This is a genomic window from Klebsiella sp. F11 (assembly GCF_056712265.1).
Genome location: NZ_JBWYFE010000002.1, coordinates 176,837 through 203,674, shown reverse-complemented (window position 1 = coordinate 203,674; position 26,838 = coordinate 176,837). Strand labels below are relative to the sequence as shown.

Sequence of the window (26,838 nt, the reverse complement as noted above, 5' to 3'; positions counted from 1 at the left end):
TTACAGACGGACATCTAAGTATGGAATCCCAATACTGGCGAAAAGAACCCCGCAAGAATTATTCGAATGACTTCAAGCTCCGTATGGTTGAACTGGCTTCCCGTCCCGGCGCCTGCGTTGCTCAGATTGCCCGTGAAAACGGCGTTAATGATAACGTCATCTTCAAATGGCTGCGGCTCTGGCAGAATGAAGGCCGCATATCGCGCCGCCTTCCGGCTACCGTAGTGACTTCATCACTACCAACGATACTACCTGTTGAGGTTGTACCTGATCCGACTCCATCTGGCAGGATGAACACTGAGCCAGCTCAGTTCTCAGCGCTGAACGCCTCCTCCTGTTGCGTCGAGTTCCGCCACGGCAAAATGACGCTTGAGAACCCGTCACCGGAGTTGCTGGCCGTGCTGCTCCGCGAGCTGACCGGGAGAAGCCAATGATATCCCTCCCGTCAGGCACCCGTATCTGGCTGGTTGCTGGCGTCACGGATATGCGTAAATCGTTCAATGGACTGGGCGAGCTGGTACAGCATGCACTTGATGAAAATCCGTTCTCCGGGCACCTGTTTATCTTCCGTGGCCGCAAAGGTGACACCGTGAAGATCCTCTGGGCTGATGCTGACGGTCTGTGCCTGTTTACCAAACGGCTGGAGGAAGGCCAGTTCATCTGGCCTGCTGTACGCGAGGGTAAAATCGCCATCACCCGCTCACAACTCGCCATGCTCCTCGATAAGCTGGACTGGCGTCAGCCAAAAACAGCCCGACTTAACTCACTGACAATGTTGTAAAAAGAGCATGACCGCATTATAAATGAGGTCATGAGTCAGGACTATATCGCCCGTATCGCCGCGCTGGAAGACGCGCTTCGCCAGAAAGACAGTCGGCTCAGCCTCGTTGCAGAGACTGAGTCGTTCCTGCGTTCTGCGCTGGCCCGCGCAGAAGAGAAAATAGAGAACGAAGAGCGCGAAATAGAGCATCTGCGGGCACAGATAGAAAAACTACGGCGGATGCTGTTCGGTACCCGCTCCGAAAAACTTCGCCGACAGGTTGAAGACGCCGAAGCCCTGCTGAAACAGCAGGAGCAGCAAAGCGATCGTTACAACGGCCGGGATAACGATCAGCAGGTTCCGCGTCAGCTTCGACAGTCGCGCCATCGCCGTCCTCTGCCTGACCATCTTCCACGCGAAATAAACAGGCTGGAGCCCGCCGAAACCTGCTGTCCGGACTGCGGCAGCGATATGGCATACCTCAGAGAAGTCAGCGCAGAGCAACTGGAGCTGGTCTCCAGCGCTCTGAAAGTGATCCGCACGGTCAGGGTGAAAAAGGCCTGCACCCGATGCGACTGCATCGTTGAAGCGCCTGCGCCATCACGCCCTATCGATCGGGGTATCGCCGGTCCGGGTCTGCTGGCCCGGGTGTTAACGGCCAAATACTGTGAACACCTGCCGCTATATCGCCAGTGCGAAATCTTTGCCCGTCAGGGCGTGGATCTGAGCCGGGCTCTGCTCTCCAACTGGGTGGATGCCTGTTGCCGGTTGATGGTCCCGCTGGATGAGGCTCTTTACCGCTACGTGATGGACTGCCGCAAACTGCATACGGATGACACTCCGGTGCCGGTACTGGCACCGGGCAGAAAGAAGACGAAAACCGGGCGCATCTGGACGTACGTTCGCAATGACCGGAACGCGGGGTCGTCAGACCCGCCCGCAGCGTGGTTCGCCTTCTCGCCGGATCGGCAGGGGAAACATCCTCAACAACATCTTCGCCATTACCATGGCGTTCTGCAGGCCGATGCCTTCGCTGGTTACGACAGGTTGTTCAGTGCAGAGCGTGACGGCGGCCCGCTAACAGAAGCAGCCTGCTGGGCTCACGCGCGCCGAAAAATCCACGACGTCTATATAAGTACTCAGACGGTCACAGCAGAGGAAGCCCTGAAACGTATCGGTGAACTGTACGCGGTAGAAGAGGAAATACGCGGCCTCCCGGCAACTGAGCGGCTGGCAGCCAGGCAGTCCCGGAGTAAGCCGCTGCTGGCATCCCTGCATGTGTGGTTGGAGGAGAAAAGCGCAACGCTGTCGAAAAAATCCCGGCTGGGGGAGGCGTTCGCATATGCCCTGAACCAGTGGGATGCGCTGTGCTACTACTGCGATGATGGCCTGGCAGAGCCTGATAACAACGTGGCAGAACGCGCGCTGCGAGCTGTCTGCCTTGGCAAGAAAAATTATATCTTCTTCGGGAGCGATCACGGTGGTGAGCGTGGAGCCCTGCTGTACGGTCTGATCGGTACGTGCAGGCTGAATGGCATCGACCCGGAGGCTTACCTACGCCATATCCTGAGCGTTCTGCCGGAGTGGCCCAGCAACAAAGTGGCTGAACTTCTGCCCTGGAACGTGGATCTCACCAATAAATAGCCGTCAATACGGCACTCGCTGAACGCTTACCAAACATCGATAATGTTGCCGGACATATTGAGTTCGATAATGTCTTTTTTAGTTACGATGGCCGGAGGAAAATTCTCAACGGGATAAGCTTCACTGTTCCCGCAGGTAAAACTGTTGCGATAGTGGGAGCAACAGGAGCCGGGAAATCGACACTCTCAAGGCTTCTGTACCGGTTCTTCGACATAACAGGAGGAAGCATTCGCATCGATGGACAGGATATAAGAGATGTCACCCAGTCTTCTCTCAGAGCTTCAATTGGAATTGTTCCTCAGGACACCGTTCTTTTTAACGAAACAATCAGATACAACATCGGTTATGGCAGACCTGATGCCACTCAGGAGGATATTGAAATGGCGGCCAGGTCAGCCCGGATAGATGATTTTATCCTGAGCCTGCCCGATGGCTATGACAGCCGCGTCGGCGAGCGGGGGCTGAAACTCTCTGGAGGAGAAAAACAGAGAGTGTCAATTGCCAGAGCCATTCTGAAGCGCCCAGGGATCATGATATTCGACGAGGCTACAAGTGCACTTGATACAGCCACAGAGCGCGAGATTCAGACCAGCCTGCGTGAAATCAGCATTAATCACACGACAATGATTATTGCCCACCGACTTTCAACAGTAGTAGAGGCGGATGAAATACTGGTACTTGAAAATGGCCAGATAACTGAGAGGGGGTCTCATACTGATTTACTTGAGGGTAACGGCCCTTACGCCTCCATGTGGAAATCCCAGTCCAGAGAGAGTTAACTCCGAATTGGTGCTATCAATTGCAGAAAGGGATGTATGGCTTAAGGGGTTTAAATTCCTTTATAAACAATTAACTATCCTCTTAGCGTGGTTTTTTTCATCATTGGCCGTCAAACCCCTAGAAGAGGAAATACGCGGCCTCCCGGCAACTGAGCGGCTGGCAGCCAGGCAGTCCCGGAGTAAGCCGCTGCTGGCATCCCTGCATGTGTGGTTGGAGGAGAAAAGCGCAACGCTGTCGAAAAAATCCCGGCTGGGGGAGGCGTTCGCATATGCCCTGAACCAGTGGGATGCGCTGTGCTACTACTGCGATGATGGCCTGGCAGAGCCTGATAACAACGTGGCAGAACGCGCGCTGCGAGCTGTCTGCCTTGGCAAGAAAAATTATATCTTCTTCGGGAGCGATCACGGTGGTGAGCGTGGAGCCCTGCTGTACGGTCTGATCGGTACGTGCAGGCTGAATGGCATCGACCCGGAGGCTTACCTACGCCATGTCCTGAGCGTTCTGCCGGAGTGGCCCAGCAACAAAGTGGCTGAACTTCTGCCCTGGAACGTGGATCTCACCAATAAATAGCCGTCAATACGGCACTCGCTGAACGCTTACACATAATCTGCTGTTGTTGCGTGATAAACCAGAGCGTCCGAAGCGGGAGCATAAAGGCAAAATCGCGGTAGCGGAAAGCGATATGCGCTGGTGTTCAGACGGCTTCGAGTTCGGTTGTGACAACGGCGAGAAGCTTCGGGTGACGTTCGCACTGGACTGTTGCGACCGGGAGGCCATAGACTGGGCAGCGAGCACGGGAGGCTACGACAGTTCAACGGTACAGGATGTGATGCTGAGGTCAGTGGAAAGGCGCTTCGGTAGCACGCTGCCGGGTAAACCAGTGCAGTGGCTGACAGATAACGGTTCAGCGTACACCGCGCATGAAACGAAGAAGTTCGCGCGAGAACTGAATCTGGAGCCGTGTACAACAGCGGTGAGCAGCGCACAAAGTAACGGCATGGCCGAACGGTTCGTGAAAACGATGAAGGAAGATTACATCGCGTTCATGCCAAAACCAGATGTGGGAACAGCGCTACAGAACCTTGCAGCGGCGTTCAATCACTAGAATGAAAATCACCCGCACAGTGCGCTGGGATATCACTCTCCGAGAGAGTACCGGCGGCAGCGGGCATCGTTAACTTAAGATACAAAAGCTGTCCGGAGATGGCGGGTCAAGATCACTTAATGCGACAGAACCACAATGAATACATAGAAGAGTGTGACTTTTTTTTACTATTTTCGGGGCTGTGAACGGTATCAAAAAAATGAAGCACTGGAGACGATATACAGCACTTTTTCTACTCGCACTAAGTGGGTGGTTTATTCATCACATCCGTTTTCAACCTGAGAGGCCGACCTGGGATCAACAGGTTTATATCTGGCAGCGGGTCTGGACCCCACAACACGCAGTAGCGCTGTATAACAGCCGTGATTTGTTCTCCACCTTGAGGGTCCTTGGACTTCAGGTGCTTCCACGCGAAGGAGCTCGCGATATCTCTGTCGATACCGTTTTACTCAGGAAAGATGGTCGTCCGTTGTGGTTGGTTGTACGTCTTGACGGGCAGCTTTCGCAGCTCGATCAGGACATGATCTTCGACCGCTTACTGAGGACTCTTCAGCGCTGGCACGAGGCTGGTCTTCCGGTCGCTGGCGTGGAAATCGACCACGATGCTGCAACAGCACGTCTCCCTGACTATCAGCATTTTCTTCAACAACTACGTCGTCAGCTTCCGAAGAAACTGCAATTGAGTATCACGGCCTTACCGGCCTGGATTTCTTCACCTTACCTACCGGGTCTTTTACGGCAGGTTAATAGTTCAGTATTGCAGGTCCATGCGGTCGATTCCCCTGAACGTGGTTTGTTTAACGGGCCACAGGCGCTGCGCTGGGTAAGACAGTACTCCAGGGTCAGTAATCATCCATTTCGTGTTGCTTTACCGGCATACGGGATGGGATTGCTTGGTACTGGTTCTCAGGGGCCGGAGGTAGAGAGCGAAACTTCTTTACGCATCGCGGGCAATATCCACGAGCTCAGCGTTACTCCAGTGCAAGTCGCGGACTTTATGCTGCAGCTCTCGAAGCATTTTCCCGAACACCTACAAGGATTCATCTGGTTCCGGCTTCCACTGGCAGGCGATCGTCGGGCATGGTCAATGAAAACTCTACGGGCGGTCATTAAACACCAGCCACTGATAACCAGCTGGCACGTCCTGTTTTTACCACGTAAAGATGGGCTTTATGACTTGAGGCTGCAAAATAATGGCGCAGTAGATGCTTTATTACCCCTGGAAATCCACATTAAAGCTAAAGACTGCCAGTCGGCCGATGCAGTAGGCAACTATCGACTGGAAGCCAGCGAGACACAGCAGCACTTTATACGCACTAATGAGGCCCAGGTTCGGGTCGGTCAATCACATCCATTAGGATGGTTACGTTGTAAAAGTATCACGCCAGGAGGCACTGATGTCGTACTCTGATATGTCCATACCGGGGAAGTTTCACCGCACACTCCCGTTAGTTTCTGTGCTCGTTTCGACACTTGGGATCCCTACCAGTGTTTACGCTTGCGGGCCGGATTTTCCTGTGCGCTTACTCGCCGATCGCAACAATACCTTACTGTCGATGCCGGAAGGTAACTATGCATTTGAAGCTGGCCGTTTGCTTCCCAGGGATAAGCAACTCCCCATATGGCAGGAAGCAAAGGCTATCACAGCGCCAACAAAAAACGCGAAGATGCAGACTGAAGCTCAACGCATTATCGCGCAGATGCGTGACAGCCAAAATGTTGAAGCGGCCACTGCCATTGATGCCCATGGACTCCCCGTAGCTGCACGTTTGTATACGCTGGGAGCGATAGCATTTTCCGCAAAAGATCCCCACGCAGCTGATTATTTCCGGCAGGTTTTGGCATTACCTGTAGCTGAACAGCAGGAATGGGGATTAAAGGCACAGTACTCATTGGGCCGGACTTTGATGAACGATTTTAGCGTCTCTGAAGATGACCCAAGGGATGCCTTAACTCATCCGGACAACGGTCAACTTAAACTGGCGATGGACGCATTCCAGAAAGTAATTAACAGAGTAAAAGACGCCGCTGATGATCCCAATCAGCTGGCGCTCAGCAGCCTTGGACAACAGGCGCGTATACATTTTTGGCTTGGCGAAATTGTCCCTTCTGTGCGGCTTTATGCCCAGCAGGCCGCTCAGGGCGATGAAAGTGGAGGTCTTTCATTACAATTCGTTTCCAGTTTTCTCATTGATCCACAACATCAGCAGCAGTTAAAACAGGCGATCAGCGACCCGCTGGTCCAACAGTTAGTAACCATTGAGCTGTTTACCCGTAGTGGCAACCTGGAAATGGACGTTAGCAGCACGAAAGAAACAATCGGTCCGATATTGATGTTATTAAATAACTCAGTGAAAAACGGCTTTGAAGGCAGTGACCGCCTGGCGGCGCTAGCCTACCGCTCTGGGCAATATACAATGGCCGACAGCCTGCTGAAACATGCGGGTGATGGGGGCTTAGCCTGGTGGCTTCGTGCCAAAATGGCTTTACGCAAAGGGGATGTGAAGGCAGCTGCTAATGCCTATTCGAAAGCAACCTCGGCATTCCCTGCAGATGAAAGCTGGGGTGAACAACGTAACGAAGACTACGAGTCAGAGATAATCACTCCTGACTGCCGGATTTCTGGTGAAAGAGCTATTCTGGCGCTGAACCACGGTGACTATATTCAGGCTATGGGGTTGATGTATCGGGGAAAACAGGAGTACTGGGCAGATGTGGCGGATATTGCTGAACGCGTTTTGACTCTTGATGAACTGAAGGCGTTTGTGGACAGACAAGTCCCGGCTCCGGCCACTCCTTTAAAAGCGCTGAAACCAGAGGAATATTATGGCAGGCAACTCACTCTTGATATTCAGATGCGCGAACTGCTGGCACGGCGACTGATGCGAGCTGGACGCTATCAGCAAGCCATTAATTATTTCGAAATCCCGGAAAACCGGGAGAGCGCACAGAAGTATTCTTCGCTCTTGAAACAGGCAGGTGATAAATCAAAGAGTAATAACATCCGGGCCAAAGCATACTATCAGGCAGCAACGCTGCTGAGATACTCCGGGTTGGAATTCACCGGTTATGAAATGACGCCAGATTATGCCATTTATGGAGCTTACGCTTCGAACTTAGGCGATGTGTTCCCTACACAAAATCAGCGTCATGAACGCTGGGTTGGTGTCGGTGAAGCTGGGCGAGCAGTGAAGTCGCTACCGCCACAGGATAACCATTTCCTACACTATCGGTGGAAGGCGGTGGGGCTGGCTGAAAAAGCGGCTGATCTGTTACCGAAGAAGAGCCTGGCGGTCTCAGCAGTGCTATGTAATGCTGCCAGTTGGGTGATTTCCCGCGATACCAAAACAGGCCGGAAGTTGTATCAACGCTACGTCAAAGAAGGCGCTTATTATTCAGAGGGAGCACAATTTGGCGATCACTGCCCGACGGCAGAGTTTTAATCAAAATATGGATTCATATACTCAATAAACTTCAAAGTGCAGATTGTTTCAGGGAGCCACTGATGTAGCCCCCTGAAACACCGGACAGTAGCTGTATCTCCAGATAAGAGATAGGCTTAAATATATGTCTAACAACCATGTTAATTTTGAGATGACCGGGATCCTGTTAGGGCAAGAAGCCCGTAAGCGTAAGACTCCGCAAGAGAAAATTGCCATCATCCAGCAAACAATGGAGCCGGGTATGAATGTCTCCCACGTTGCTCGTCTGCACGGTATTCAGCCCAGTCTGCTGTTTAAATGGAAGAAGCAATATCAGGAAGGTAGCCTCACCGCCGTTGCGGCCGGAGAGGAAGTGGTTCCGGCTTCGGAGCTGGCGACTGCACTCAAACAGGTCCGGGAACTACAGCGTCTCCTGGGTAAGAAGACGATGGAAGTTGAGATCCTCAAAGAAGCGGTGGAGTACGGCCAGTCGCGAAAATGGATAGCGCACGCGCCCTTGTTGCCAAAGGACGGGGAATAGCTCTGGTTAGTCGCACCATGAGCGTGTCGCGTGCGCAGTTATCACTGCGGGTGAGCCGCTCTGCCGACTGGCAGGACAGGCGCAGCAACCGGCGTAATGACGAAGCTGATGCAGAGATACTGTCGGAGATCCTCGGCATCATCAGCGACATGCCCAGCTACGGTTACCGGCGGGTGTGGGGTATCCTGCGTAAGCAACGCCGTGTAGAGGGACTTCCACCGGTGAACGCCAAACGGCTTTACAGGATAATGAGCGAGCATAACCTGCTGTTGTTGCGTGATAAACCAGAGCGTCCGAAGCGGGAGCATAAAGGCAAAATCGCGGTAGCGGAAAGCGATATGCGCTGGTGTTCAGACGGCTTCGAGTTCGGTTGTGACAACGGCGAGAAGCTTCGGGTGACGTTCGCACTGGACTGTTGCGACCGGGAGGCCATAGACTGGGCAGCGAGCACGGGAGGCTACGACAGTTCAACGGTACAGGATGTGATGCTGAGGTCAGTGGAAAGGCGCTTCGGTAGCACGCTGCCGGGTAAACCAGTGCAGTGGCTGACAGATAACGGTTCAGCGTACACCGCGCATGAAACGAAGAAGTTCGCGCGAGAACTGAATCTGGAGCCGTGTACAACAGCGGTGAGCAGCCCACAAAGTAACGGCATGGCCGAACGGTTCGTGAAAACGATGAAGGAAGATTACATCGCGTTCATGCCAAAACCAGATGTGGGAACAGCGCTACAGAACCTTGCAGCGGCGTTCAATCACTACAATGAAAATCACCCGCACAGTGCGCTGGGATATCACTCTCCGAGAGAGTACCGGCGGCAGCGGGCATCGTTAACTTAAGATACAAAAGCTGTCCGGAGATGGCGGGTCAAGATCAGTTTCAGGGAGCCACATTAAGTCCTGCAGATGAAAATATTTATTTTGGACTCTATTGAGTATTTGTAAGCGATGAGATGGTCTTCCCCCTCATTCATGGTGTGCACAATCTTTTGCCATGATGAATTGATCTGGTCAAGTTAAACATGTATTAGCTCAAACTTGACCTGACACAGCTGTGGCACAGAGCTGAACCTAATCTGACCGGCGGCTCTGTGCCAGAAACGGACGTTATCGCTTCACGCAAATTCGATGGGTACTCTTTGAGATGTTATGGTAAATATCTTAGAGTAAAGTGGGACGTATTTATGCGAACCGTAGTTATAGTGCCATACGATGAGAAATGGTCGGAGATGTTTGAAGCTGAAAGTTTACTGATAAAGGCATTGCTCGGTGGAGTGGTTAAGGATGCCCACCATATTGGCAGCACGTCAGTACCTGGCCTCTCAGCAAAGCCAGTAATCGACATAATGCTGGAAGTTTCCGATATCAACGAACTGGATACATATAACTCTGCAATGATTCGCATCGGATACATTGCGCGTGGTGAGAACGGGATCCCTGGGCGTAGGTATTTCATCAAGGGAGATAATCAGCGTACTCATCAAGTGCATGCCTTTGCAGTCGGGGATATACAGGTCTTAAGGCATCTTGCTTTCCGTGATTATCTCAGGAAAAACAAAAGCATTGCAGCAGACTACGCTGATGTAAAGCGGGCTGCAGCATTACTCAGTGAGTACGATCCTCATCGTTACAGCGTACTCAAAGCGAACTTTATAGAGCATCATCTACAATTGGCACTGATTGCCCACAATAGGTAGAGATAGAGTTTGCTGCCGCACTTTTAAGTGTCCGGGCTGCTGCGCCTCAAAATGACGGAGCATAAATGCGAACGCAAAAGCGATGCATGGGTTACGTGGCCATCGTGGTTGACGACTACGATCGCGCGATTGAATACTACACCGATAAGCTGGGCTTTACTCTGGTTGAGGACACGCCTCAGCCAGGCAAGCGCTGGGTTGTAGTTACTCCAAATCTGGAGAGCGACTGTAATCTTCTCCTGGCCCGCGCTTCAAACGAGCGGCAGGAAGGCTTTATCGGCAACCAGTGCGGCGGACGGGTGTTTCTGTTCCTGCAAACCGACGACTTCTGGCGCGACTACCACACCATGAAGGCAAAGGGCGTGCACTTCTGTCAGGAGCCGCGTGAGGAGGAATACGGAATGGTCGTTGTGTTTGAGGATATCTACGGTAACCGTTGGGATCTCTATCAAAACGCGGTGCCCTAACAGCGATACGGCTGCGCTCGTCCGGTGCATGGACGGAGTTAATGGAAACACTCAGCCGTCATGAGTGAAAGACCCTGTACATGATTCTGTGTAAATGCCTTTTCTCAGAAGTGACCGTCCAGACGGTCACCGAACTCGATAATAAAGCGGCTCATTGCCATACGCCAGTCCCTCAGCGGCATCGTCCATTTCTGTGATGCCGCCTGGATTGCCAGCCACACCACCTTTTTCACCGCGTCGTCTGTCGGGAATACCTTCCGTTTCTTGATTGCATGCCGGATCACGCTGTTCAGCGACTCGATGGCGTTGGTCGTGTAGATCACCTTGCGGATGTCTGCCGGGTAAGCGAAGAACGTCGTCAGGTTGGTCCAGTTTGCCTGCCAGCTCCGGCTTATCTGCGGGTAGCGGCTGTCCCAGGCACTGGAGAACGCTTCCAAAGCCTGCAAGCCGGCCTCTTCCGTGGCAGCCTGATAGATGGCTTTCAGGTCACGGGTCACTGCTTTGTAGTCCTTCCAGGAGACGAACCGCAGGCTGTTGCGCACCATATGCACGATACACAGCTGAATGCGGGCTTCCGGATACACCGCGTTGATGGCGTCGGGGAAGCCTTTCAGCCCGTCAACACAGGCGATGAGGATATCGTTCAGACCACGGTTTTTCAGCTCTGTCAGCACATTAAGCCAGAACTTCGCACCCTCATTTTCGGCCAGCCACATACCCAGCAGTTCTTTCTGGCCTTCGATATTGATACCCAGTGCCAGGAACACAGATTTGTTGATAACGCGGCTGTCCTGCCGGACTTTCAGGACGATACAGTCAAGATAAACAATGGGATAGACTGCATCCAGTGGACGATTTTGCCATTCGACAACCTGCTCAATGACAGCATCGGTGACCTTTGAGACCAGGGCCGGTGAGACATCCGCGTCATACAGCTCTTTGAACGCGGCGGCGATCTCACGGGTGGTCATCCCTTTGGCGTACAACGATAAAATTTGGTTATCCATCCCGGTGATCCGGGTCTGGTTTTTCTTTACCAGTTGCGGTTCGAAAGAGCCATCGCGATCGCGCGGTGTACGCAGCTCCAGCGGGCCATCGCCAGTGATAACTGTCTTTTGGGTATAGCCGTTGCGGGCGTTGGTCGCCGGTTTGGGCTGATGTTTATCGTAGCCGAGGTGATGGGTCATTTCGGCGTTGAGCGCCGCCTCAACACTGATTTTTTTGAGCAGGCGATCGAACTGGTTGAGATCGTCAGGGGTTTTGAGATTTTTGGCCAGTTCATTAGCCAGAGCCTGCAACTGTTTTTCGTCCATAAATTAACCTGTTTTTGATGTTGGATTGAACATATCAAAATCAGGCAATTACACAAATCTATGTACAGGCTCCCCGCGGCGGGCTCAATCTAACACTCCCTGTCTGGCCCTCCCCCCCCCTCAGTAGCGAAGCCAAACAATTAAAAAATAAAGGATTGGGAATGTTAAAACGACGGCTACGGTTAAGAAAATAATCCGCCATATAGTGGGGATTGCACGATAGCTAAGATAGACGAATAGGAGGGCACCTATCAACGTCAGAGGCCATCCGAAATAGCCAAGAACCAAGATGTAGAGATCGAAGAGTGTAAATTTGGGTATCATATGTGATCCGCTCTACCTTCCACATTTCTGACGCGTCACATTAGTCGCGGCAAATAACGTGCCACCAAGATCGTAATACTGAACAGTGATTATCGCTCCGTCATCAATCTTGGCGGCGAGTTCGTCATCGGAACAAAGAACGTTTGTTGCCGTCAGTTCAAGATGTTTCGGGTTGAGGCCCTCTATCGAATCCACGGTGTAAACAAAAATAAGAGATTTGCCATCAGTGGTGACCGACTGCAAAACGGTTTGATCATCGACTCGCTCAGGTACTGTATACTCCTTGATCAAGCGGGTTAGTTGTTCAGCGAGATCGTCATATTTAGCTTCATGAGCTAAAGCGTTTGGTCCGAAACAAACCAGCGCTATGGTGGTTAGACTTGCGATCTTCTTCAATGCTCGAATCAACATGATTAACTTAAATTGCCCTCTTATCTATAGTCTAAATTCGCGATTTAATGATGTTCTACCTGCGGAGCCTGTCAGCTCAAGTCTGAGCTAATACACCTGACGTGTTGTGGAGGTGAGCATATCACCTCCGATCAGGTGGCCAGTATCAGTGTACACAGGGAGATGAAGACGCCGGAACGGTAGCTGTCGGCTGGTTTCATTCTGTATGTATGTCCGTCATTTTTTCTTCGTGCAAACCTCGCGACTGAACGTTTCCTCATCGGTGTCGAAGGTCTTGGATTTGCAGGATTGCAGACAATAGCGATCAAAGGCTTTCAATGAAAAACCTTGCCTTTCCGCCGCCACGAGAGCGCTGCGACTTGCCGCTGGCAAATACATGACCATGTCTTCGTTGCAGGCTTCTCTGTACATGCATGCGGCAGCGGTTTCCCACAAGGAGGTGCAGAGTGAGTCGGACCGGGAGGCTGCACTAGCGGTTTCCTTGCTTGTCACGACCAATATAAACGTAACTATCATCAGGCGCGGTATGGAGAATACTGTCATTGAACCATCCAGAATATTGACTTCAAAAAGAGTCGGTATCGAGCAATTCGGGGAACCATGTGGCGTTCTTTAGAACAATAGACGTTCTTTGATAGTGAAGGCAAGTCGGATTGTCGTGCCGCATGAAAGCGCGTGAAAAATCCGATGGCGGCGGGGAGATCTGCAAGTCCACCATCGCCTCGTTCGGCCGAGACCCTGTACATGATTCTGTGTAAATGCCTTTTCTCAGAAGTGACCGTCCAGACGGTCACCGAACTCGATAATAAAGCGGCTCATTGCCATACGCCAGTCCCTCAGCGGCATCGTCCATTTCTGTGATGCCGCCTGGATTGCCAGCCACACCACCTTTTTCACCGCGTCGTCTGTCGGGAATACCTTCCGTTTCTTGATTGCATGCCGGATCACGCTGTTCAGCGACTCGATGGCGTTGGTCGTGTAGATCACCTTGCGGATGTCTGCCGGGTAAGCGAAGAACGTCGTCAGGTTGGTCCAGTTTGCCTGCCAGCTCCGGCTTATCTGCGGGTAGCGGCTGTCCCAGGCACTGGAGAACGCTTCCAAAGCCTGCAAGCCGGCCTCTTCCGTGGCAGCCTGATAGATGGCTTTCAGGTCACGGGTCACTGCTTTGTAGTCCTTCCAGGAGACGAACCGCAGGCTGTTGCGCACCATATGCACGATACACAGCTGAATGCGGGCTTCCGGATACACCGCGTTGATGGCGTCGGGGAAGCCTTTCAGCCCGTCAACACAGGCGATGAGGATATCGTTCAGACCACGGTTTTTCAGCTCTGTCAGCACATTAAGCCAGAACTTCGCACCCTCATTTTCGGCCAGCCACATACCCAGCAGTTCTTTCTGGCCTTCGATATTGATACCCAGTGCCAGGAACACAGATTTGTTGATAACGCGGCTGTCCTGCCGGACTTTCAGGACGATACAGTCAAGATAAACAATGGGATAGACTGCATCCAGTGGACGATTTTGCCATTCGACAACCTGCTCAATGACAGCATCGGTGACCTTTGAGACCAGGGCCGGTGAGACATCCGCGTCATACAGCTCTTTGAACGCGGCGGCGATCTCACGGGTGGTCATCCCTTTGGCGTACAACGATAAAATTTGGTTATCCATCCCGGTGATCCGGGTCTGGTTTTTCTTTACCAGTTGCGGTTCGAAAGAGCCATCGCGATCGCGCGGTGTACGCAGCTCCAGCGGGCCATCGCCAGTGATAACTGTCTTTTGGGTATAGCCGTTGCGGGCGTTGGTCGCCGGTTTGGGCTGATGTTTATCGTAGCCGAGGTGATGGGTCATTTCGGCGTTGAGCGCCGCCTTAACACTGATTTTTTTGAGCAGGCGATCGAACTGGTTGAGATCGTCAGGGGTTTTGAGATTTTTGGCCAGTTCATTAGCCAGAGCCTGCAACTGTTTTTCGTCCATAAATTAACCTGTTTTTGATGTTGGATTGAACATATCAAAATCAGGCAATTACACAAATCTATGTACAGGCTCTCGGCCGACCAAGTGTCTTATACACCTCCGGGCTCATACCGTCGGGCAAGGCATCGATCCGGCGCTCACTGACGTGAACGAGATAGAGGCGTGATCTGGTCAAGTTAAACAGGACACTTTTTTCTCAGCCATCTGTTCATATCGCTCTGGCGATAAATACCCATTCGAAGCATGGTTTCTGTCAAGATTGTAATAACGCATATAGTCTGCAACATCACGTTTCATACCTGCCCGCGTCTGCTGCGGGATCAACAGCACCCATTCATGTTTCAAACTGCCCCAAAAACGCTCCATTACCGCGTTATCCCAGCAGGCGCCAACATCTCCCATGCTGCTTCTGAGTCCGTAACTGGTTAACTGCGTTTGGAAGCGCTTGCTGGTATACTGCGCTCCACGATCGGTATGGACGACCAGCCCTGTCGGTGGATTGCGCAGGTTGTAAGCCTGCATGAGAGCCCGGCAAACCAGCGACGATGTCATTCTCTTGTCAATGTGCCAACCGACGATCCGGCGGGAATATAAATCCATGATCGCAGCCAGGTACAACCAGCCTTCACCCGTTTTCAGATACGTAATATCACTCACCCATATCTGGTCCGGTCCGGGAGGATTGAAGTTCTGATTCAACAGATTTGGTGCAAAATCAGCCCCTTTCTTCGGTTTCGTTGTGACCTTCCAGGCACGGCGTTGCCGGCAGAGAAGTCCCTCTTCGCTCATGATTTTTCTAACGCGCCAACGACTTATGGTGACGCCTTCTTCACGGAGCTTTTTAACCAGCGTTCGGCTCCCGGCACTTTCCCGACTGGCAGAGAATAACGCCTTGAGCATCACCCTGACTGCGGTATCTTTCGACGGGCAGGCTATCGGCTTTTTTCGCCAGGCATACCATGCGGACGGGCTAATGCGCATCACGCGACAAAGCGTCCGTAGCCTGTAATTACCTGCGTTATCGAGGATAAACTGGTATCTCACGACATGTGCTTCGCAAAGAAGGCGCTCGCCTTTTTTAATATTTCCTTCTCAATGCGTAACTCTTTGTTTTCTAGACGTAGCCTTCGGAGTTCAGCTTGTTCATCTTCACTAAGCGGACTTTCATGGCGCTGGCGCGCGGCGGCGACCCAACTGCGCAATGTTTTGGCGCTGATCCCCAAAGAAGTTGCGGCACGCGCAATGGAGTAATTTTGCGTCAGCACCAGGGCCACCGTTTCCTTCTTAAATTCTGGCGTAAATTTTCGCTTCTGATTCACTAAACACCTCCATTTTGGATGTAAGTTTAGTGTCCTGATTATTCGACCACAGCACTCTGTCACCTGCGGCGGCATCAATGAGCACGGACAGTGGAAGAAAATCAGCTTCCGTAAGGATGCCATGCGCGCCCGCTGGATGTGGAATATCCGCCAGTTACTGCTGAGCGTCTGGTATGAAGCCGTGGCCCTGCCGCCGTCCCTGTCACATATCACCACCGAATCACAATGGCGCAGCCTGATACTGACCGCGGGCGGCGATTACTGGCATGTGTACATGTCAAAAAAGACGGCAGGTGGTAAAACCACCTTGAAATACCTGGGCCGTTACCTGAAAAAGCCGCCGATAGCGGGCTCCCGGCTGGCACACTATGCGGGCGGAGCCACGCTGAGCTTCCGTTACCACGACCACAACACCGGTGAGCAGGCCACGGAAACGCTGACGCAGCGTGAGATAGTGGCGCGGCTGAAACAGCACATTCCGGAGAAGTTCTTCCGGATGGTGCGATATTTTGGCTTTCTGGCCAACCGGGTATGCGGAGAAAAGCTGCCGGCGGTCTACGGCGCGCTGGGGATGGAAAAGCCGGAGCCGGTGCCGAAGGTCTGCTACGTGCAGATGAGCAAGCAGTTCCTGCGGCGTGACCCGTTCGAATGCGTGCTGTGCGGCGGGCGAATGGCGTACCGCCGCGCGGTGACGGGTCTGAATGTGCAGGGACTGAAAACTCATGCGAGAGAGATCAGCCTGATGAGGTACATCCCGGCCTGATGCGGGGAAGATCTGCCTGCCATCCGCTGATGGCCTGAAAAACAACCAGAAAAAGAACAAATCATCACCAACCGGAGTATCGCCGACTTCCCCACGGACGCATAAATCAAAGAGCGGTTAAATTTCAACCACTTCATTCCGGTGCAGAAATGGTTTCAATTAATGAGATGGTCACTCCCTCTTCCTGAGCACTATGCTGAAAACAGGTTTAATTCGGAGAAGCATCATGGAAAACATTGCACTTATTGGTATCGACCTGGGTAAAAATTCCTTTCATATTCATTGTCAGGATCAGCACGGTAAAGCGATTTATCGAAAAAAATTTACCAGGCAAAAACTGTATGAATTTCTTGCAACATGCCCGGCGACAACCGTCGTAATGGAAGCCTGCGGTGGAGCTCATTTCATGGTGCGTAAACTATCCGAACTGGGGCATACACCAAAGCTGATATCCCCTCAGTTTGTTCGCCCATTTGTTAAAACGAACAAAAATGACTTTGTTGATGCAGAAGCCATCTGCGAAGCAGCATCACGACCATCCATGCGATTTGTCAGGCCCCGCACAGAATCTCAGCAGGCTATGCATGCCTTGCACCGGGTCAGAGAATCTCTGGTCAGCGACAGGGTCAAAACCACAAACCAGATACAGGCATTTTTACTGGAATTTGGTGTGAGCGCACCAAAAGGTCCGGCGCTGATAAAGCGACTCGCAGAAATCATGGAGACAAACAATCTTCCGCCTTACATAACCGGCTTGCTGGAAAAACTGCGCAAACATTACGATTATCTTGTTGAGCAAATTAAAGATCTGGAGATTCAACTGCAAATATCGCTCGGCGAAGACGATGCCGGCCAGCACTTACTCTCCATCCCTTGTGTCGGCCCTTTAACTGCAAGCCTGCTTTCTACTCAACTGGGAGATGGTAAACAGTATGGCAGCAGCCGGGATTTTGCTGCCTCAACAGGTCTGGTGCCCCGGCAGTACAGCACGGGAGGACGGACTACCCTGACGGGCATCAGTAAACGGGGAAATAAAAGGCTGCGGGCATTGCTGGTTCAGTGTTCCCGGGTCTATCTGCGGACGCTGGAGAGCCGGACAGGGAAGCTTGCCGACTGGGTCAGGGGATTATTGCTGCGGAAAAATAATTTTGTCGTGACCTGTGCTCTGGCAAACAAACTGGCCAGGATTGCCTGGGCGATGACGACCCGAAAGCAGTGTTTTGAGGCGTAATTATCGGATGTATTTACATGTCTGAACAGTGACTCACCTGGTTTTGCGAATACTGATTATTGATGATATTAACGGCTAACCGGCCCGACGAAAAACCTGTGTATAGGAATGGCTGATTAAGGTCGCTCAATTTATAAGGTTCGTCAGGCGCGGAACTCATCGGGGCGCGGGCATACACAACCCATTCAGACGCCGGATAGATTCATGCAAGCCAACAATATTTTCAGTATCGGTATTGCAAAAACGGGAGTGACCATAGATTCCTATACGTGAACGCGGCGGCGATCTCACGGGTGGTCATCCCTTTGGCGTACAACGATAAAATTTGGTTATCCATCCCGGTGATCCGGGTCTGGTTTTTCTTTACCAGTTGCGGTTCGAAAGAGCCATCGCGATCGCGCGGTGTACGCAGCTCCAGCGGGCCATCGCCAGTGATAACTGTCTTTTGGGTATAGCCGTTGCGGGCGTTGGTCGCCGGTTTGGGCTGATGTTTATCGTAGCCGAGGTGATGGGTCATTTCGGCGTTGAGCGCCGCCTCAACACTGATTTTTTTGAGCAGGCGATCGAACTGGTTGAGATCGTCAGGGGTTTTGAGATTTTTGGCCAGTTCATTAGCCAGAGCCTGCAACTGTTTTTCGTCCATAAATTAACCTGTTTTTGATGTTGGATTGAACATATCAAAATCAGGCAATTACACAAATCTATGTACAGGCTCGGGAGTGACCATAGATTCCTAACCATCAAGGGGCCCACGCCGGAGCCCCCACACAGGTTTGATTAAAAATCACCTTTTTTAAATCCCGGCTTGCCGTTTTTAGCTCGCCATTCTTTAACCTCTTTTACGATACCTTCCGGACTGTCATCCTGACCATCTTTCGGATAATAAATAAGGTCTGATCCGTCAGGGTGCTCAGATAACGCTTCGAATTTCAAAACAGCATTAGTATGCTCATCTTCCGTTTTATAGTCGGAAACCAAACAAATTTTCCTAACGAAATCCAAGAATTCAGCCTCGGTATAATCAGAAATCTTTTTCTTTTCCATCTCATTTATCCTTCTTATGAAGCTCAATATGGAGTTTTGGAGTGGTTACACGAATCCCATCAATATCGTAAACAGCACCACCTTCACTGATCGGTTTAACATGATGAAGCTCATATCGAGTTCTTCCCCCTACGCGCTCCGATTTTGGAGTGAACGGAGAATATCCGTTTTTTAAGTTTCCTTGGTTGTTTCCTCTGAACAGAGTAATCAACTCAGGGTCTTTCCCCACTTCAGTCCAGAGCGCCTTACGGAACGCATCAAAGTTCGCAAATTCACGACCACGCAGTTTGTCAGCTATCTGGCTGGGGATTGGGGCACCAAGTCCCTTTCCAGCAATATTCAGCCATTTTTCACCGACTTTTTCACCCTTACCGCTGGCTTTTCCCGGTAAATCACGGGGGCTGCTGAGCATAACATAAATCGGCTCAACACCCGTCCCGGTCGCATCGGGCTGCCAGTAGATGAAGTCCTGCAGCGGCGGAAGGTTGCTGTGGTCGAATAATCAGGACACTAAACTTACATCCAAAATGGAGGTGTTTAGTGAATCAGAAGCGAAAGTTTACGCCAGAATTTAAGAAGGAAACGGTGGCCCTGGTGCTGACGCAAAATTACTCCATTGCGCGTGCCGCAACTTCTTTGGGGATCAGCGCCAAAACATTGCGCAGTTGGGTCGCCGCCGCGCGCCAGCGCCATGAAAGTCCGCTTAGTGAAGATGAACAAGCTGAACTCCGAAGGCTACGTCTAGAAAACAAAGAGTTACGCATTGAGAAGGAAATATTAAAAAAGGCGAGCGCCTTCTTTGCGAAGCACATGTCGTGAGATACCAGTTTATCCTCGATAACGCAGGTAATTACAGGCTACGGACGCTTTGTCGCGTGATGCGCATTAGCCCGTCCGCATGGTATGCTTGGCGAAAAAAGCCGATAGCCTGCCCGCCGAAAGATACCGCAGTCAGGGTGATGCTCAAGGCGTTATTCTCTGCCAGTCGGGAAAGTGCCGGGAGCCGAACGCTGGTTAAAAAGCTCCGTGAAGAAGGCGTCACCATAAGTCGTTGGCGCGTTAGAAAAATCATGAGCGAAGAGGGACTTCTCTGCCGGCAACGTCGTGCCTGGAAGGTCACAACGAAACCGAAGAAAGGGGCTGATTTTGCACCAAATCTGTTGAATCAGAACTTCAATCCTCCCGGACCGGACCAGATATGGGTGAGTGATATTACGTATCTGAAAACGGGTGAAGGCTGGTTGTACCTGGCTGCGATCATGGATTTATATTCCCGCCGGATCGTCGGTTGGCACATTGACAAGAGAATGACATCGTCGCTGGTTTGCCGGGCTCTCATGCAGGCTTACAACCTGCGCAATCCACCGACAGGGCTGGTCGTCCATACCGATCGTGGAGCGCAGTATACCAGCAAGCGCTTCCAAACGCAGTTAACCAGTTACGGACTCAGAAGCAGCATGGGAGATGTTGGCGCCTGCTGGGATAACGCGGTAATGGAGCGTTTTTGGGGCAGTTTGAAACATGAATGGGTGCTGTTGATCCCGCAGCAGACGCGGGCAGGTATGAAACGTGATGTTGCAGACTATATGCGTTATTACAATCTTGACAGAAACCATGCTTCGAATGGGTATTTATCGCCAGTGCGATATGAACAGATGGCTGAGAAAAAAGTGTCCTGTTTAACTTGACCAGATCACGGGCGGTTGTTGAGTACGCCATTGAGTTCCCGGCCCACGGTCAGCACCGGACCAGTAATGAGCTGCGTAAAAAAGGCGTATTTATCTCCGGCAGCGGCGTGCGCTCCATCTGGCAACGACATAACCTGGAGAACTTCCGTAAGCGGCTGAAGGCGCTTGAGGAAAAGGTTGCCAGAGAAGGCATTGTGCTTAGCGAAGCTCAAATCGTTGCGCTGGAGAAAAAGGCGCACGATGACGAAGCCTGCGGTGAAATCGAAACGGCTCACCCGGGTTATCTGGGGTCGCAGGACACCTTCTACGTTGGCAATCTGAAAGGGGTGGGCCGCATTTACCAGCAGACGTTCGTGGATACGTACTCGAAAATGGCTCACTGCAAGCTGTATACGAGTAAAACGCCAATCACTGCAGCGGACCTGCTTAATGATCGGGTACTGCCGTTCTATGAGGCCCAGGGGCTGCCGATGCTGAGAATACTGACGGACAGGGGCACCGAGTACTGCGGTAAAGTAGAGCAACATGATTATCAGCTGTATCTGGCCATCAACGATATAGACCATACGAAAACGAAGGCGATGTCCCCTCAGACGAACGGTATCTGCGAGCGCTTTCATAAAACCATTTTGCAGGAATTTTATCAGGTTACGTTCCGCAAGAAACTATATGCAGACCTGGAGAGCTTGCAAATGGATCTGGACAACTGGTTGTGGCATTACAATAATGAGCGAACTCATCAGGGTAAAATGTGCTGCGGGCGTACGCCAATGGCCACGTTACTTGATGGAAAACGGGTCTGGGCAGAAAAGAATCTGAACCAGATTTAATCTGACAGACACCTGTATAAATAACCGGTAACTGTCAGATCAGGTCTGAGCTAGTACACTTCTTCAGCCAGACCTGTTATAGTCATCACTGTATTACGGTCGATGCCGTTCTGCAGCATCGTGCGGGCAATCTTCAGGGTCGCGTCGCGCTCACCTTCAGAACGTCCTTTCTCGATGCCGCGTTGTTCACCACGTTGTTCGCCAAGCTGGATACCTTCAAGCCGTCCCTTCTCGAGACCCTTCTGTTCCAGTTTCTGTGCAATCGTCATAAAAATATCCTCATGTTGCGGTGACCGGCGCGCCAGTTCCTGCAGGAAGGCTTCGGGTCTGGCCGTATCTCCTATCTGCAGCATCCAGTTCATCAGCGTGACCAGCTGCTCCTCTGTAGTGTAACCCGCAATCAGCAGGGTGACCAGATGTTCAGTCAGCTCAGCCAGGTCCCGGGTTTGTGCGTGCTTGAGCATCAGCTCGAGCAGGGCCATCCGGCGGTGCTGCATGATTTCATCGTCACCGATGGCGCCGACATCGATGAGGGGAAAATCACCGGTATACAGTTTTCGTGCTGTTCCCGGGCTGGCAAACAGCTCCGTCCAGTTCAGTGTATATGGCCAGGGGCTGCCGCGTCCGTGGGAAAACAGCAGCGGAATAACCAGCGGCAGCTGCTCATGACCGGCATCCAGGTGTTTCTGCATGGCGGCAATGGAGTACCGCATGAGCCTGAATGCCATATGCCTGTCCGGACTGCTCTGGTGTTCAATGAGCGTATAAATGTATCCCTCACCATCAGTGGTCTTCAGGGAATACAGCACGTCGGCAAAATAGGTCCGCAGATTTTCCTCAATAAAGGAGCCTGACTCCAGCTGCAGGGTGGTCAGGTCGCACAGCTGCAGCAGCTCTGCGGGCAGATGCAGGGCCAGAAAATCGCGGGCGGTATCCGTATGAGTGAGGAAGGTTTTAAACAGCCCGTCGTGAGGGACCGGTGATTTCCCGCCCTTTCTTGTTCTGCCTGACATTCCGGGTCTCCGTTGGGTTAAGTGTGCTCATCCGGCTGTATTATACCGGAGCTGAGGTCATGGTACCTTCTGTTTCACCGGGGACCGTTCCGGGGTGGTCCGCCCCCCCTTTTTTACACTTTTCTGGTAGAGTCTTAGGACGTGGTGTAAATTCGGAAGGATGGTGAGAGCCATCGGCTTATCCGGTAAGGTAATGGTTATGAAGACATTATCCAAAAGGAACAAACCGATGGCTGACAACAGCATGGCATTCAGCAACACCCTGATGCAACTCGGCGGCGAGGACTTTCTGCGTGAACTCACCGAATTTATGCTCAACCGCATCATGGAAGCCGATGTCACCCAGCGCATCAATGCGGAGCCTCATGAGCGCAGCGACGAGCGCGAGACCTACCGCAACGGTTACCGTGACCGTCAGTACAACACCCGCCTCGGCACGCTGGACCTGCGCATCCCGAAGTTGCGGGAAGGCTCGTACTTCCCGTCCTTCCTCGAGGCCCGCAGGCTGTCGGAGAAGGCGCTCAACGCGGTTATCCAGGAGGCGTGGATAAATGGCGTCTCCACCCGCAAGGTCGACGCCCTGGTCCGGTCGATGGGAATGACCGGCATCTCCCGCAGCCAGGTGTCGTCCATCTGTCGCGGCATCGATGAACGCGTGCAGGCCTTCCTGCAGCGGCCACTGGAAGGAGAATGGCCTTACCTGTGGCTGGATGCGACCTACGTGAAGGGGCGCAAGAACGGCCGGGTGGTCAGCGTGGCCGTTATAATCGCCTGCGCGGTCAGCCTGGACGGTCGCCGGGAGATTATCGGGATGGGTATCGGCGAGTCAGAAGCCAAAGCGTTCTGGCTGGCCTTCCTGCTGAGCCTGAAGGAACGCGGCCTGGAAGGCGTGAAGCTGGTTATCTCCGACTCGCACAGCGGGCTGAAAGCGGCAATACAGCAGGTGTTCTGTGCCAGCTGGCAGCGCTGCCGGGTCCACTTCATGCGTAATGTGATGGGGCGCGTCAGCAGGGCGAACCAGTCAGTGGTGCGCGCGGCGCTGCAACAGGTGTTCGTGCAGACCGATGAGAAAAGTGCCCATGCGACCTGGCGTGAGGTCGCCGGCCAGCTGGAAAAAAGCGCGCCGGCAGTCACGGAGATGATGGACGAGGCGGAAGCAGACGTGCTGGGGTACTTCGCCTTCCCGAAAGCGCACCGGGTGAAAATCCACTCCACGAACACGCTGGAGCGTCTGAACAAAGAGGTGAAACGGCGTGCTGATGTGGTGGGCATCTTCCCTAACGAAGAGAGCATCATGCGGTTGCTGGGGGCGGTGCTGACAGAGCAGAATGAGGAATGGCTGCTGCAGAACCGTTATCTGCCACAACACACTATGGCGGAGATAGACCAGCCCACTGAAACTGAAGTAATCGAGGCGCTGCCACTCAGCGCATAACAGGCCCATTACCGGACCGGAAGACTGTAACTGAATTTACACCACCTTGACGGATTCGACCAATCTCAGGGGAAAAGCGAGTATTTTTAGTCATCCTTTTTACCTCTCTCAGGGAGTTTAGTCTCCAGGATTACCGGGGCGGTTCAGGTCCACGCCACCCAGCGCCAGGCAATGTACCCGAATGTCAGACACTGCAAGTTGTTCGACGGTTTTTCTTATATCCATCGCATTGCGGCCAAGGCGGTCAAGTTTGGTGACAATCAGTACATCACCATTTTCCATGCGATCAAGAAGCCTGATAAATCCCGGTCTTTCGCTGGCCGCGACTGACCCACTGATGTGGGCACTGTTGCAAAAATCTGCTGGTGATAAACTCATCTTCACCTTTTTGCTGACGGAGCAGCACATGAACCCATTCAAAGGCCGGCATTTTCAGCGCGACATCATCCTGTGGGCGGTACGCTGGTACTGTAAATACGGCATCAGTTATCGTGAACTGCAGGAGATGCTGGCCGAACGCGGTGTCAACGTTGATCATTCCACGATTTACCGCTGGGTTCAGCGTTATGCACCTGAAATAGAAAAACGGCTGCGCTGGTACTGGCGTAACCCTTCCGATCTGAACCCATGGCACATTGACGAAACGTACGTGAAGGTGAATGGCCGGTGGGCTTATCTTTACAGGGCCGTCGACAGCAGGGGGCACACCGTCGATTTTTATCTCTCCCCGCGCCGTAACAGTAAAGCTGCATACCGGTTCCTGGGTAAAATCCTCAACAACGTGAGGAAGTGGCAGATCCCGCCATTTATTAACACGGATAAGGCGCCCACCTACGGCCGCGCGCTTGCCCTGCTCAAACGCGAAGGCCGGTGTCCGTCAGACGTTGAACACCGACAGATTAAGTACCGCAATAACGTCATTGAATGCGATCACGGCAAGCTGAAAAGGATAATCGGTGCCACGCTGGGATTTAGGCTTACGCCACAATAAAGGGTATTGAAGTGATGCGTGCACTACGCAAAGGCCAGGCCTCGTCATTTTATTATGGAGATCCCCTGGGTGAGATGCGCCTGGTGAGCAGAGTGTTTGAAATATAGGCCTTTCAATAAAACTACAGGCTACCTTATCGCGAACTTTGCAACAGTGCCAATCAGAAAACGTTACCGTGAGGGACAGGAAGATCAGCTTGGTGCGCTTGGCCTGGTCACGAATGCGGTAGTGCTCTGGAACACGCTTTACATGCAGGAAGCGCTTTCACATCTCAGGATGGTGGGAGAAACGCCAGAGGATGAGCATATTTCCCGGCTGTCGCCTCTGAAGCACGGCCATATTAACATGCTGGGACATTACACCTTCACGCTACCGGAAGATATTCTGAAGGGAGAGTTGAGGTCATTAAATTTCAATTTAAACAATGAATTATCTCCTTAGCGTGGTTTTTTACATCATTGACCGTCAAACCCCTCAGTTGTGAACAGCAGCTTTGCAGGGCGCGGAATATACATGCAGCAGAGTATAAAACGGGGCTCATGGCATGCAAACCATCGGAATCGCGAAGCGATGACGCTCGCCCTGTAAGGGCGCTACGTTCTGTTTTTCCTTGTGCATTAATGCCATGGAGCTGAAAGACATTTTTTGCCAGATCGATACCGATAGTTGTAATCTTCATGATGGACGCTCCCGGTTATTAAATGGTCGTGTTTGACGCACTTCCATTTTGGCACACTGATGCCGTTTAAGTTGGGGGCGTCCATTCCATTAGAACCCTGCGGTGTCATTGTCTGGAATAAAATTCTTTTGGGATAGGATCTTAGTTCTGATTATTCGACCACATCACTCAGAGGCGACACGAAGGGTACGCATACCGACAAGGACGATCATCAGCATAACGAACCCCGCAACAATGGGTACGCCAAAGCCAGCCCGTGCGCCAAAGGTGTCGATGATTTGGCCAGAAAGTGCGCTGCCGAGTGCTACGCCAATGCTGATGCCGGTCGCCATCCACGTCAGTCCTTCGGTGAGTTTTGAAGATGGTATAATGATGGTGCCGAGGTTCATAACAACGATCATTGTTGGCGCGAAGGATAAGCTTGCTACAAAAACCATTCCCGTCATGATATACACGTCCGTTGAGAGAATGGGTAGTATCGTTGTTATTGCTGTGACCAGTATCCCAATCAGGAACTGCCTCTCAAGCGGTAAGGTAATGCTGAATGCGCCGAAAGCCAGGCCAGAGACCACAGAGCCGAGCGCGTAGACGGCAAGGATAAAACTGGCGGCAGTTGGCCAGTTTTGTGCGTTGGCGAAAGCCACGACAGCTACATCGATAGAACCGCCAATCACACCCATCGCCATCAGCGCGAGAAAAATGATACCAAGGCCGGGGATACGCAAGGTCGAGCTACCTATCCCTTTACCGCAGCTGACCACTTTCGGCTCCGTCTGCCGTTGTAAAAGAAAGGCGATCATTCCAATTACCAGTAACAGGATAGCAGTCAGAGGCCCTGCTTCGGCAAACACACTCGTGCTCAGGGCAATGGCCAGAACCGGGCCGACAATATAGGATAGCTCTGTCAGAGCGGTATCGAGGGAAAAGGCAGTGTGCAATAGCGGCTTGCCCCGGAAAAGCTCTGTCCAGCGCGCTCTTATCATGGCAGGCATGTTTGGCATCGTGCCTGCCAGTGCAGCAAGAATAAAAAGGAGTGGAACAGGAAGTTTCATATGAGCTGCAACCAGCAGCGCCAGCAACATAACAATAGTAAAGGTAGTTATAACTGGAAGAATCCTACTCTGTCCGTACTTGTCAACAAATGTTGACGCATGCGGGCTAATAACCGCGTTTGCTAACGTAAAGGTGGCTGAGACCGAGCCTGCCAGCCAAAAAAGCCCACGCTGCTCCGCCAGCATGGTAATGATTCCGATGCCGATCATCGCCTGTGGCAGACGCACAATAAAACTCGCGAACACCAATCCCATCACTCCGGGGGTTGTCAACATTTCGCGATAGTGATTGGCCATAATACCTCCAGTATTTATTCCGCGCCGGTTCAAATTTCGCTGTTCTGTCGATTTTG

At 52.2% G+C, this 26,838-nt stretch carries 21 protein-coding genes and 9 pseudogenes; 18 read left to right on the top strand and 12 right to left on the bottom strand.

The window, feature by feature from the left end; all coding sequences use genetic code 11:
* Window positions 1-20: 20 nt before the first annotated feature.
* The 11 genes and pseudogenes from tnpA (at window position 21) to AC1M2H_RS28810 (ending at window position 10,415) form a co-directional block, all read left to right on the top strand.
* Window positions 21-434 (top strand): IS66-like element accessory protein TnpA, encoded by a 414-nt coding sequence (tnpA, locus tag AC1M2H_RS28860; RefSeq protein ID WP_480148419.1) that lies wholly within the window; start codon window positions 21-23, stop codon window positions 432-434.
* The gene (tnpB, locus tag AC1M2H_RS28855) at window positions 431-781 is read left to right on the top strand and encodes an IS66 family insertion sequence element accessory protein TnpB (RefSeq protein ID WP_191939720.1); all 351 of its coding nucleotides are present in this window, start codon (window positions 431-433) and stop codon (window positions 779-781) included. Before tnpA ends, tnpB begins: the two co-directional genes overlap by 4 nt.
* Before the next feature lie 30 nt (window positions 782-811).
* A complete protein-coding gene (gene tnpC, locus AC1M2H_RS28850) occupies window positions 812-2,404 on the top strand; it encodes an IS66 family transposase (RefSeq protein ID WP_480148418.1) in 1,593 nt (530 codons plus the stop codon).
* 50 nt (window positions 2,405-2,454) lie between these two features.
* Window positions 2,455-3,183 (top strand): annotated as a pseudogene (locus AC1M2H_RS28845) (ATP-binding cassette domain-containing protein); the annotation flags it as partial.
* A gap of 118 nt (window positions 3,184-3,301) precedes the next feature.
* Window positions 3,302-3,754: pseudogene (locus AC1M2H_RS28840) on the top strand (IS66 family transposase); the annotation flags it as partial.
* Between the two features lie 31 nt (window positions 3,755-3,785).
* Window positions 3,786-4,367, top strand: a pseudogene (locus AC1M2H_RS28835) (DDE-type integrase/transposase/recombinase); the annotation flags it as partial.
* 121 nt (window positions 4,368-4,488) lie between these two features.
* Entirely contained in the window at window positions 4,489-5,700 is a 1,212-nt protein-coding gene (locus tag AC1M2H_RS28830; protein ID WP_480152295.1) for a DUF3142 domain-containing protein, read from the top strand.
* The gene (locus AC1M2H_RS28825) at window positions 5,687-7,732 is read left to right on the top strand and encodes a hypothetical protein (protein ID WP_480152251.1); all 2,046 of its coding nucleotides are present in this window, start codon (window positions 5,687-5,689) and stop codon (window positions 7,730-7,732) included. Before AC1M2H_RS28830 ends, AC1M2H_RS28825 begins: the two co-directional genes overlap by 14 nt.
* Window positions 7,733-7,883: 151 nt before the next feature.
* Window positions 7,884-9,091, top strand: a protein-coding gene (locus tag AC1M2H_RS28820; protein ID WP_480151850.1) for an IS3 family transposase whose coding sequence is annotated in 2 segments (ribosomal slippage) — window positions 7,884-8,205 and window positions 8,205-9,091 — 1,209 coding nt in all. Because the reading frame shifts where the segments join, the coding sequence is not laid out codon by codon here.
* Between the two features lie 344 nt (window positions 9,092-9,435).
* The gene (locus AC1M2H_RS28815; protein WP_480152250.1) at window positions 9,436-9,948 is read left to right on the top strand and encodes a GrpB family protein; all 513 of its coding nucleotides are present in this window, start codon (window positions 9,436-9,438) and stop codon (window positions 9,946-9,948) included.
* Window positions 9,949-10,013: 65 nt separating this feature from the next.
* On the top strand, window positions 10,014-10,415 hold the full coding sequence (locus AC1M2H_RS28810) for a VOC family protein (protein ID WP_480152249.1): 402 nt from the start codon (window positions 10,014-10,016) through the stop codon (window positions 10,413-10,415).
* 104 nt (window positions 10,416-10,519) lie between these two features.
* Here the strand turns inward: AC1M2H_RS28810 and AC1M2H_RS28805 are convergent, their stop codons facing one another.
* From AC1M2H_RS28805 to AC1M2H_RS28785, 5 genes are all read right to left on the bottom strand, one after another.
* On the bottom strand, window positions 10,520-11,728 hold the full coding sequence (locus tag AC1M2H_RS28805; protein ID WP_480149382.1) for an IS256 family transposase: 1,209 nt from the start codon (window positions 11,726-11,728) through the stop codon (window positions 10,520-10,522).
* Window positions 11,729-12,064: 336 nt separating this feature from the next.
* Window positions 12,065-12,463, bottom strand: a complete 399-nt coding sequence (locus AC1M2H_RS28800) for a hypothetical protein (RefSeq protein WP_480152248.1) — start codon at window positions 12,461-12,463, stop codon at window positions 12,065-12,067.
* A 216-nt stretch (window positions 12,464-12,679) separates the two neighbouring features.
* Window positions 12,680-13,006, bottom strand: coding sequence for a hypothetical protein (locus AC1M2H_RS28795; protein ID WP_480152247.1), 327 nt, complete (start codon window positions 13,004-13,006; stop codon window positions 12,680-12,682).
* 225 nt (window positions 13,007-13,231) lie between these two features.
* Complete coding sequence (locus AC1M2H_RS28790; RefSeq protein WP_480152246.1) at window positions 13,232-14,440, bottom strand: IS256 family transposase; 1,209 nt, start codon at window positions 14,438-14,440, stop codon at window positions 13,232-13,234.
* Between the two features lie 171 nt (window positions 14,441-14,611).
* A protein-coding gene (locus AC1M2H_RS28785; RefSeq protein ID WP_480152294.1) for an IS3 family transposase occupies window positions 14,612-15,798 on the bottom strand; the annotation gives its coding sequence in 2 pieces (ribosomal slippage) (window positions 14,612-15,522 and window positions 15,522-15,798; 1,188 coding nt in all).
* 16 nt (window positions 15,799-15,814) lie between these two features.
* Between AC1M2H_RS28785 and AC1M2H_RS28780 the strand changes: the two are divergent.
* Window positions 15,815-16,522: pseudogene (locus AC1M2H_RS28780) on the top strand (IS91 family transposase); the annotation flags it as partial.
* A gap of 226 nt (window positions 16,523-16,748) precedes the next feature.
* Complete coding sequence (locus AC1M2H_RS28775; protein ID WP_480151224.1) at window positions 16,749-17,753, top strand: IS110 family RNA-guided transposase; 1,005 nt, start codon at window positions 16,749-16,751, stop codon at window positions 17,751-17,753.
* 271 nt (window positions 17,754-18,024) lie between these two features.
* Here AC1M2H_RS28775 and AC1M2H_RS28770 read toward each other — a convergent pair.
* The 3 genes and pseudogenes from AC1M2H_RS28770 to AC1M2H_RS28760 form a co-directional block, all read right to left on the bottom strand.
* Window positions 18,025-18,396, bottom strand: a pseudogene (locus tag AC1M2H_RS28770) (transposase); the annotation flags it as partial.
* Window positions 18,397-18,530: 134 nt separating this feature from the next.
* On the bottom strand, window positions 18,531-18,797 hold the full coding sequence (locus AC1M2H_RS28765; RefSeq protein WP_480152245.1) for a bacteriocin immunity protein: 267 nt from the start codon (window positions 18,795-18,797) through the stop codon (window positions 18,531-18,533).
* Window position 18,798: 1 nt separating this feature from the next.
* Complete coding sequence (locus AC1M2H_RS28760; RefSeq protein WP_480152244.1) at window positions 18,799-19,209, bottom strand: HNH endonuclease signature motif containing protein; 411 nt, start codon at window positions 19,207-19,209, stop codon at window positions 18,799-18,801.
* A gap of 89 nt (window positions 19,210-19,298) precedes the next feature.
* On the opposite strand from AC1M2H_RS28760, the gene AC1M2H_RS28755 reads away from it, so the two are divergent.
* Window positions 19,299-20,485, top strand: a protein-coding gene (locus AC1M2H_RS28755; protein WP_480151836.1) for an IS3 family transposase whose coding sequence is annotated in 2 segments (ribosomal slippage) — window positions 19,299-19,575 and window positions 19,575-20,485 — 1,188 coding nt in all. Because the reading frame shifts where the segments join, the coding sequence is not laid out codon by codon here.
* An 8-nt stretch (window positions 20,486-20,493) separates the two neighbouring features.
* A pseudogene (locus AC1M2H_RS28750) lies at window positions 20,494-21,315 on the top strand (IS481 family transposase); the annotation flags it as partial.
* Window positions 21,316-21,365: 50 nt separating this feature from the next.
* Here the strand turns inward: AC1M2H_RS28750 and AC1M2H_RS28745 are convergent.
* Window positions 21,366-22,328, bottom strand: coding sequence for an Rpn family recombination-promoting nuclease/putative transposase (locus tag AC1M2H_RS28745; protein ID WP_480152243.1), 963 nt, complete (start codon window positions 22,326-22,328; stop codon window positions 21,366-21,368).
* Between the two features lie 229 nt (window positions 22,329-22,557).
* On the opposite strand from AC1M2H_RS28745, the gene AC1M2H_RS28740 reads away from it, so the two are divergent.
* Complete coding sequence (locus tag AC1M2H_RS28740) at window positions 22,558-23,763, top strand: IS256 family transposase (RefSeq protein ID WP_480152242.1); 1,206 nt, start codon at window positions 22,558-22,560, stop codon at window positions 23,761-23,763.
* A 135-nt stretch (window positions 23,764-23,898) separates the two neighbouring features.
* Here the strand turns inward: AC1M2H_RS28740 and AC1M2H_RS28735 are convergent.
* Window positions 23,899-24,105: pseudogene (locus AC1M2H_RS28735) on the bottom strand (recombinase family protein); the annotation flags it as partial.
* Window positions 24,106-24,169: 64 nt separating this feature from the next.
* On the opposite strand from AC1M2H_RS28735, the pseudogene AC1M2H_RS28730 reads away from it, so the two are divergent.
* Window positions 24,170-24,861 (top strand): annotated as a pseudogene (locus tag AC1M2H_RS28730) (IS6 family transposase).
* A gap of 52 nt (window positions 24,862-24,913) precedes the next feature.
* Window positions 24,914-25,195, top strand: a pseudogene (locus tag AC1M2H_RS28725) (Tn3 family transposase); the annotation flags it as partial.
* On the opposite strand, the gene AC1M2H_RS28720 reads toward AC1M2H_RS28725, so the two are convergent.
* Together AC1M2H_RS28720 and AC1M2H_RS28715 are read right to left on the bottom strand one after the other, a co-directional pair.
* Entirely contained in the window at window positions 25,167-25,433 is a 267-nt protein-coding gene (locus AC1M2H_RS28720) for a hypothetical protein (protein WP_480152298.1), read from the bottom strand. The pseudogene AC1M2H_RS28725 and the gene AC1M2H_RS28720 sit on opposite strands and share 29 nt — an antisense overlap.
* Window positions 25,434-25,597: 164 nt before the next feature.
* A complete protein-coding gene (locus AC1M2H_RS28715; protein WP_480152241.1) occupies window positions 25,598-26,782 on the bottom strand; it encodes an MFS transporter in 1,185 nt (394 codons plus the stop codon).
* Between the last annotated feature and the right edge of the window lie 56 nt (window positions 26,783-26,838).

Coding starts and splice junctions, on each gene's coding strand:
- tnpC (WP_480148418.1), top strand. CDS start 812: ATGAGTCAGGACTATATCGCCCGTATCGCCGCGCTGGAAGACGCGCTT.
- AC1M2H_RS28795 (WP_480152247.1), bottom strand. CDS start 13,006: ATGACAGTATTCTCCATACCGCGCCTGATGATAGTTACGTTTATATTG.
- AC1M2H_RS28805 (WP_480149382.1), bottom strand. CDS start 11,728: ATGGACGAAAAACAGTTGCAGGCTCTGGCTAATGAACTGGCCAAAAAT.
- AC1M2H_RS28760 (WP_480152244.1), bottom strand. CDS start 19,209: ATGCTCAGCAGCCCCCGTGATTTACCGGGAAAAGCCAGCGGTAAGGGT.
- AC1M2H_RS28825 (WP_480152251.1), top strand. CDS start 5,687: ATGTCGTACTCTGATATGTCCATACCGGGGAAGTTTCACCGCACACTC.
- AC1M2H_RS28740 (WP_480152242.1), top strand. CDS start 22,558: ATGGCTGACAACAGCATGGCATTCAGCAACACCCTGATGCAACTCGGC.
- AC1M2H_RS28790 (WP_480152246.1), bottom strand. CDS start 14,440: ATGGACGAAAAACAGTTGCAGGCTCTGGCTAATGAACTGGCCAAAAAT.
- AC1M2H_RS28830 (WP_480152295.1), top strand. CDS start 4,489: ATGAAGCACTGGAGACGATATACAGCACTTTTTCTACTCGCACTAAGT.
- AC1M2H_RS28815 (WP_480152250.1), top strand. CDS start 9,436: ATGCGAACCGTAGTTATAGTGCCATACGATGAGAAATGGTCGGAGATG.
- tnpA (WP_480148419.1), top strand. CDS start 21: ATGGAATCCCAATACTGGCGAAAAGAACCCCGCAAGAATTATTCGAAT.
- AC1M2H_RS28715 (WP_480152241.1), bottom strand. CDS start 26,782: ATGGCCAATCACTATCGCGAAATGTTGACAACCCCCGGAGTGATGGGA.
- AC1M2H_RS28720 (WP_480152298.1), bottom strand. CDS start 25,433: ATGAAGATTACAACTATCGGTATCGATCTGGCAAAAAATGTCTTTCAG.
- tnpB (WP_191939720.1), top strand. CDS start 431: ATGATATCCCTCCCGTCAGGCACCCGTATCTGGCTGGTTGCTGGCGTC.
- AC1M2H_RS28800 (WP_480152248.1), bottom strand. CDS start 12,463: ATGTTGATTCGAGCATTGAAGAAGATCGCAAGTCTAACCACCATAGCG.
- AC1M2H_RS28775 (WP_480151224.1), top strand. CDS start 16,749: ATGGAAAACATTGCACTTATTGGTATCGACCTGGGTAAAAATTCCTTT.
- AC1M2H_RS28765 (WP_480152245.1), bottom strand. CDS start 18,797: ATGGAAAAGAAAAAGATTTCTGATTATACCGAGGCTGAATTCTTGGAT.
- AC1M2H_RS28745 (WP_480152243.1), bottom strand. CDS start 22,328: ATGTCAGGCAGAACAAGAAAGGGCGGGAAATCACCGGTCCCTCACGAC.
- AC1M2H_RS28810 (WP_480152249.1), top strand. CDS start 10,014: ATGCGAACGCAAAAGCGATGCATGGGTTACGTGGCCATCGTGGTTGAC.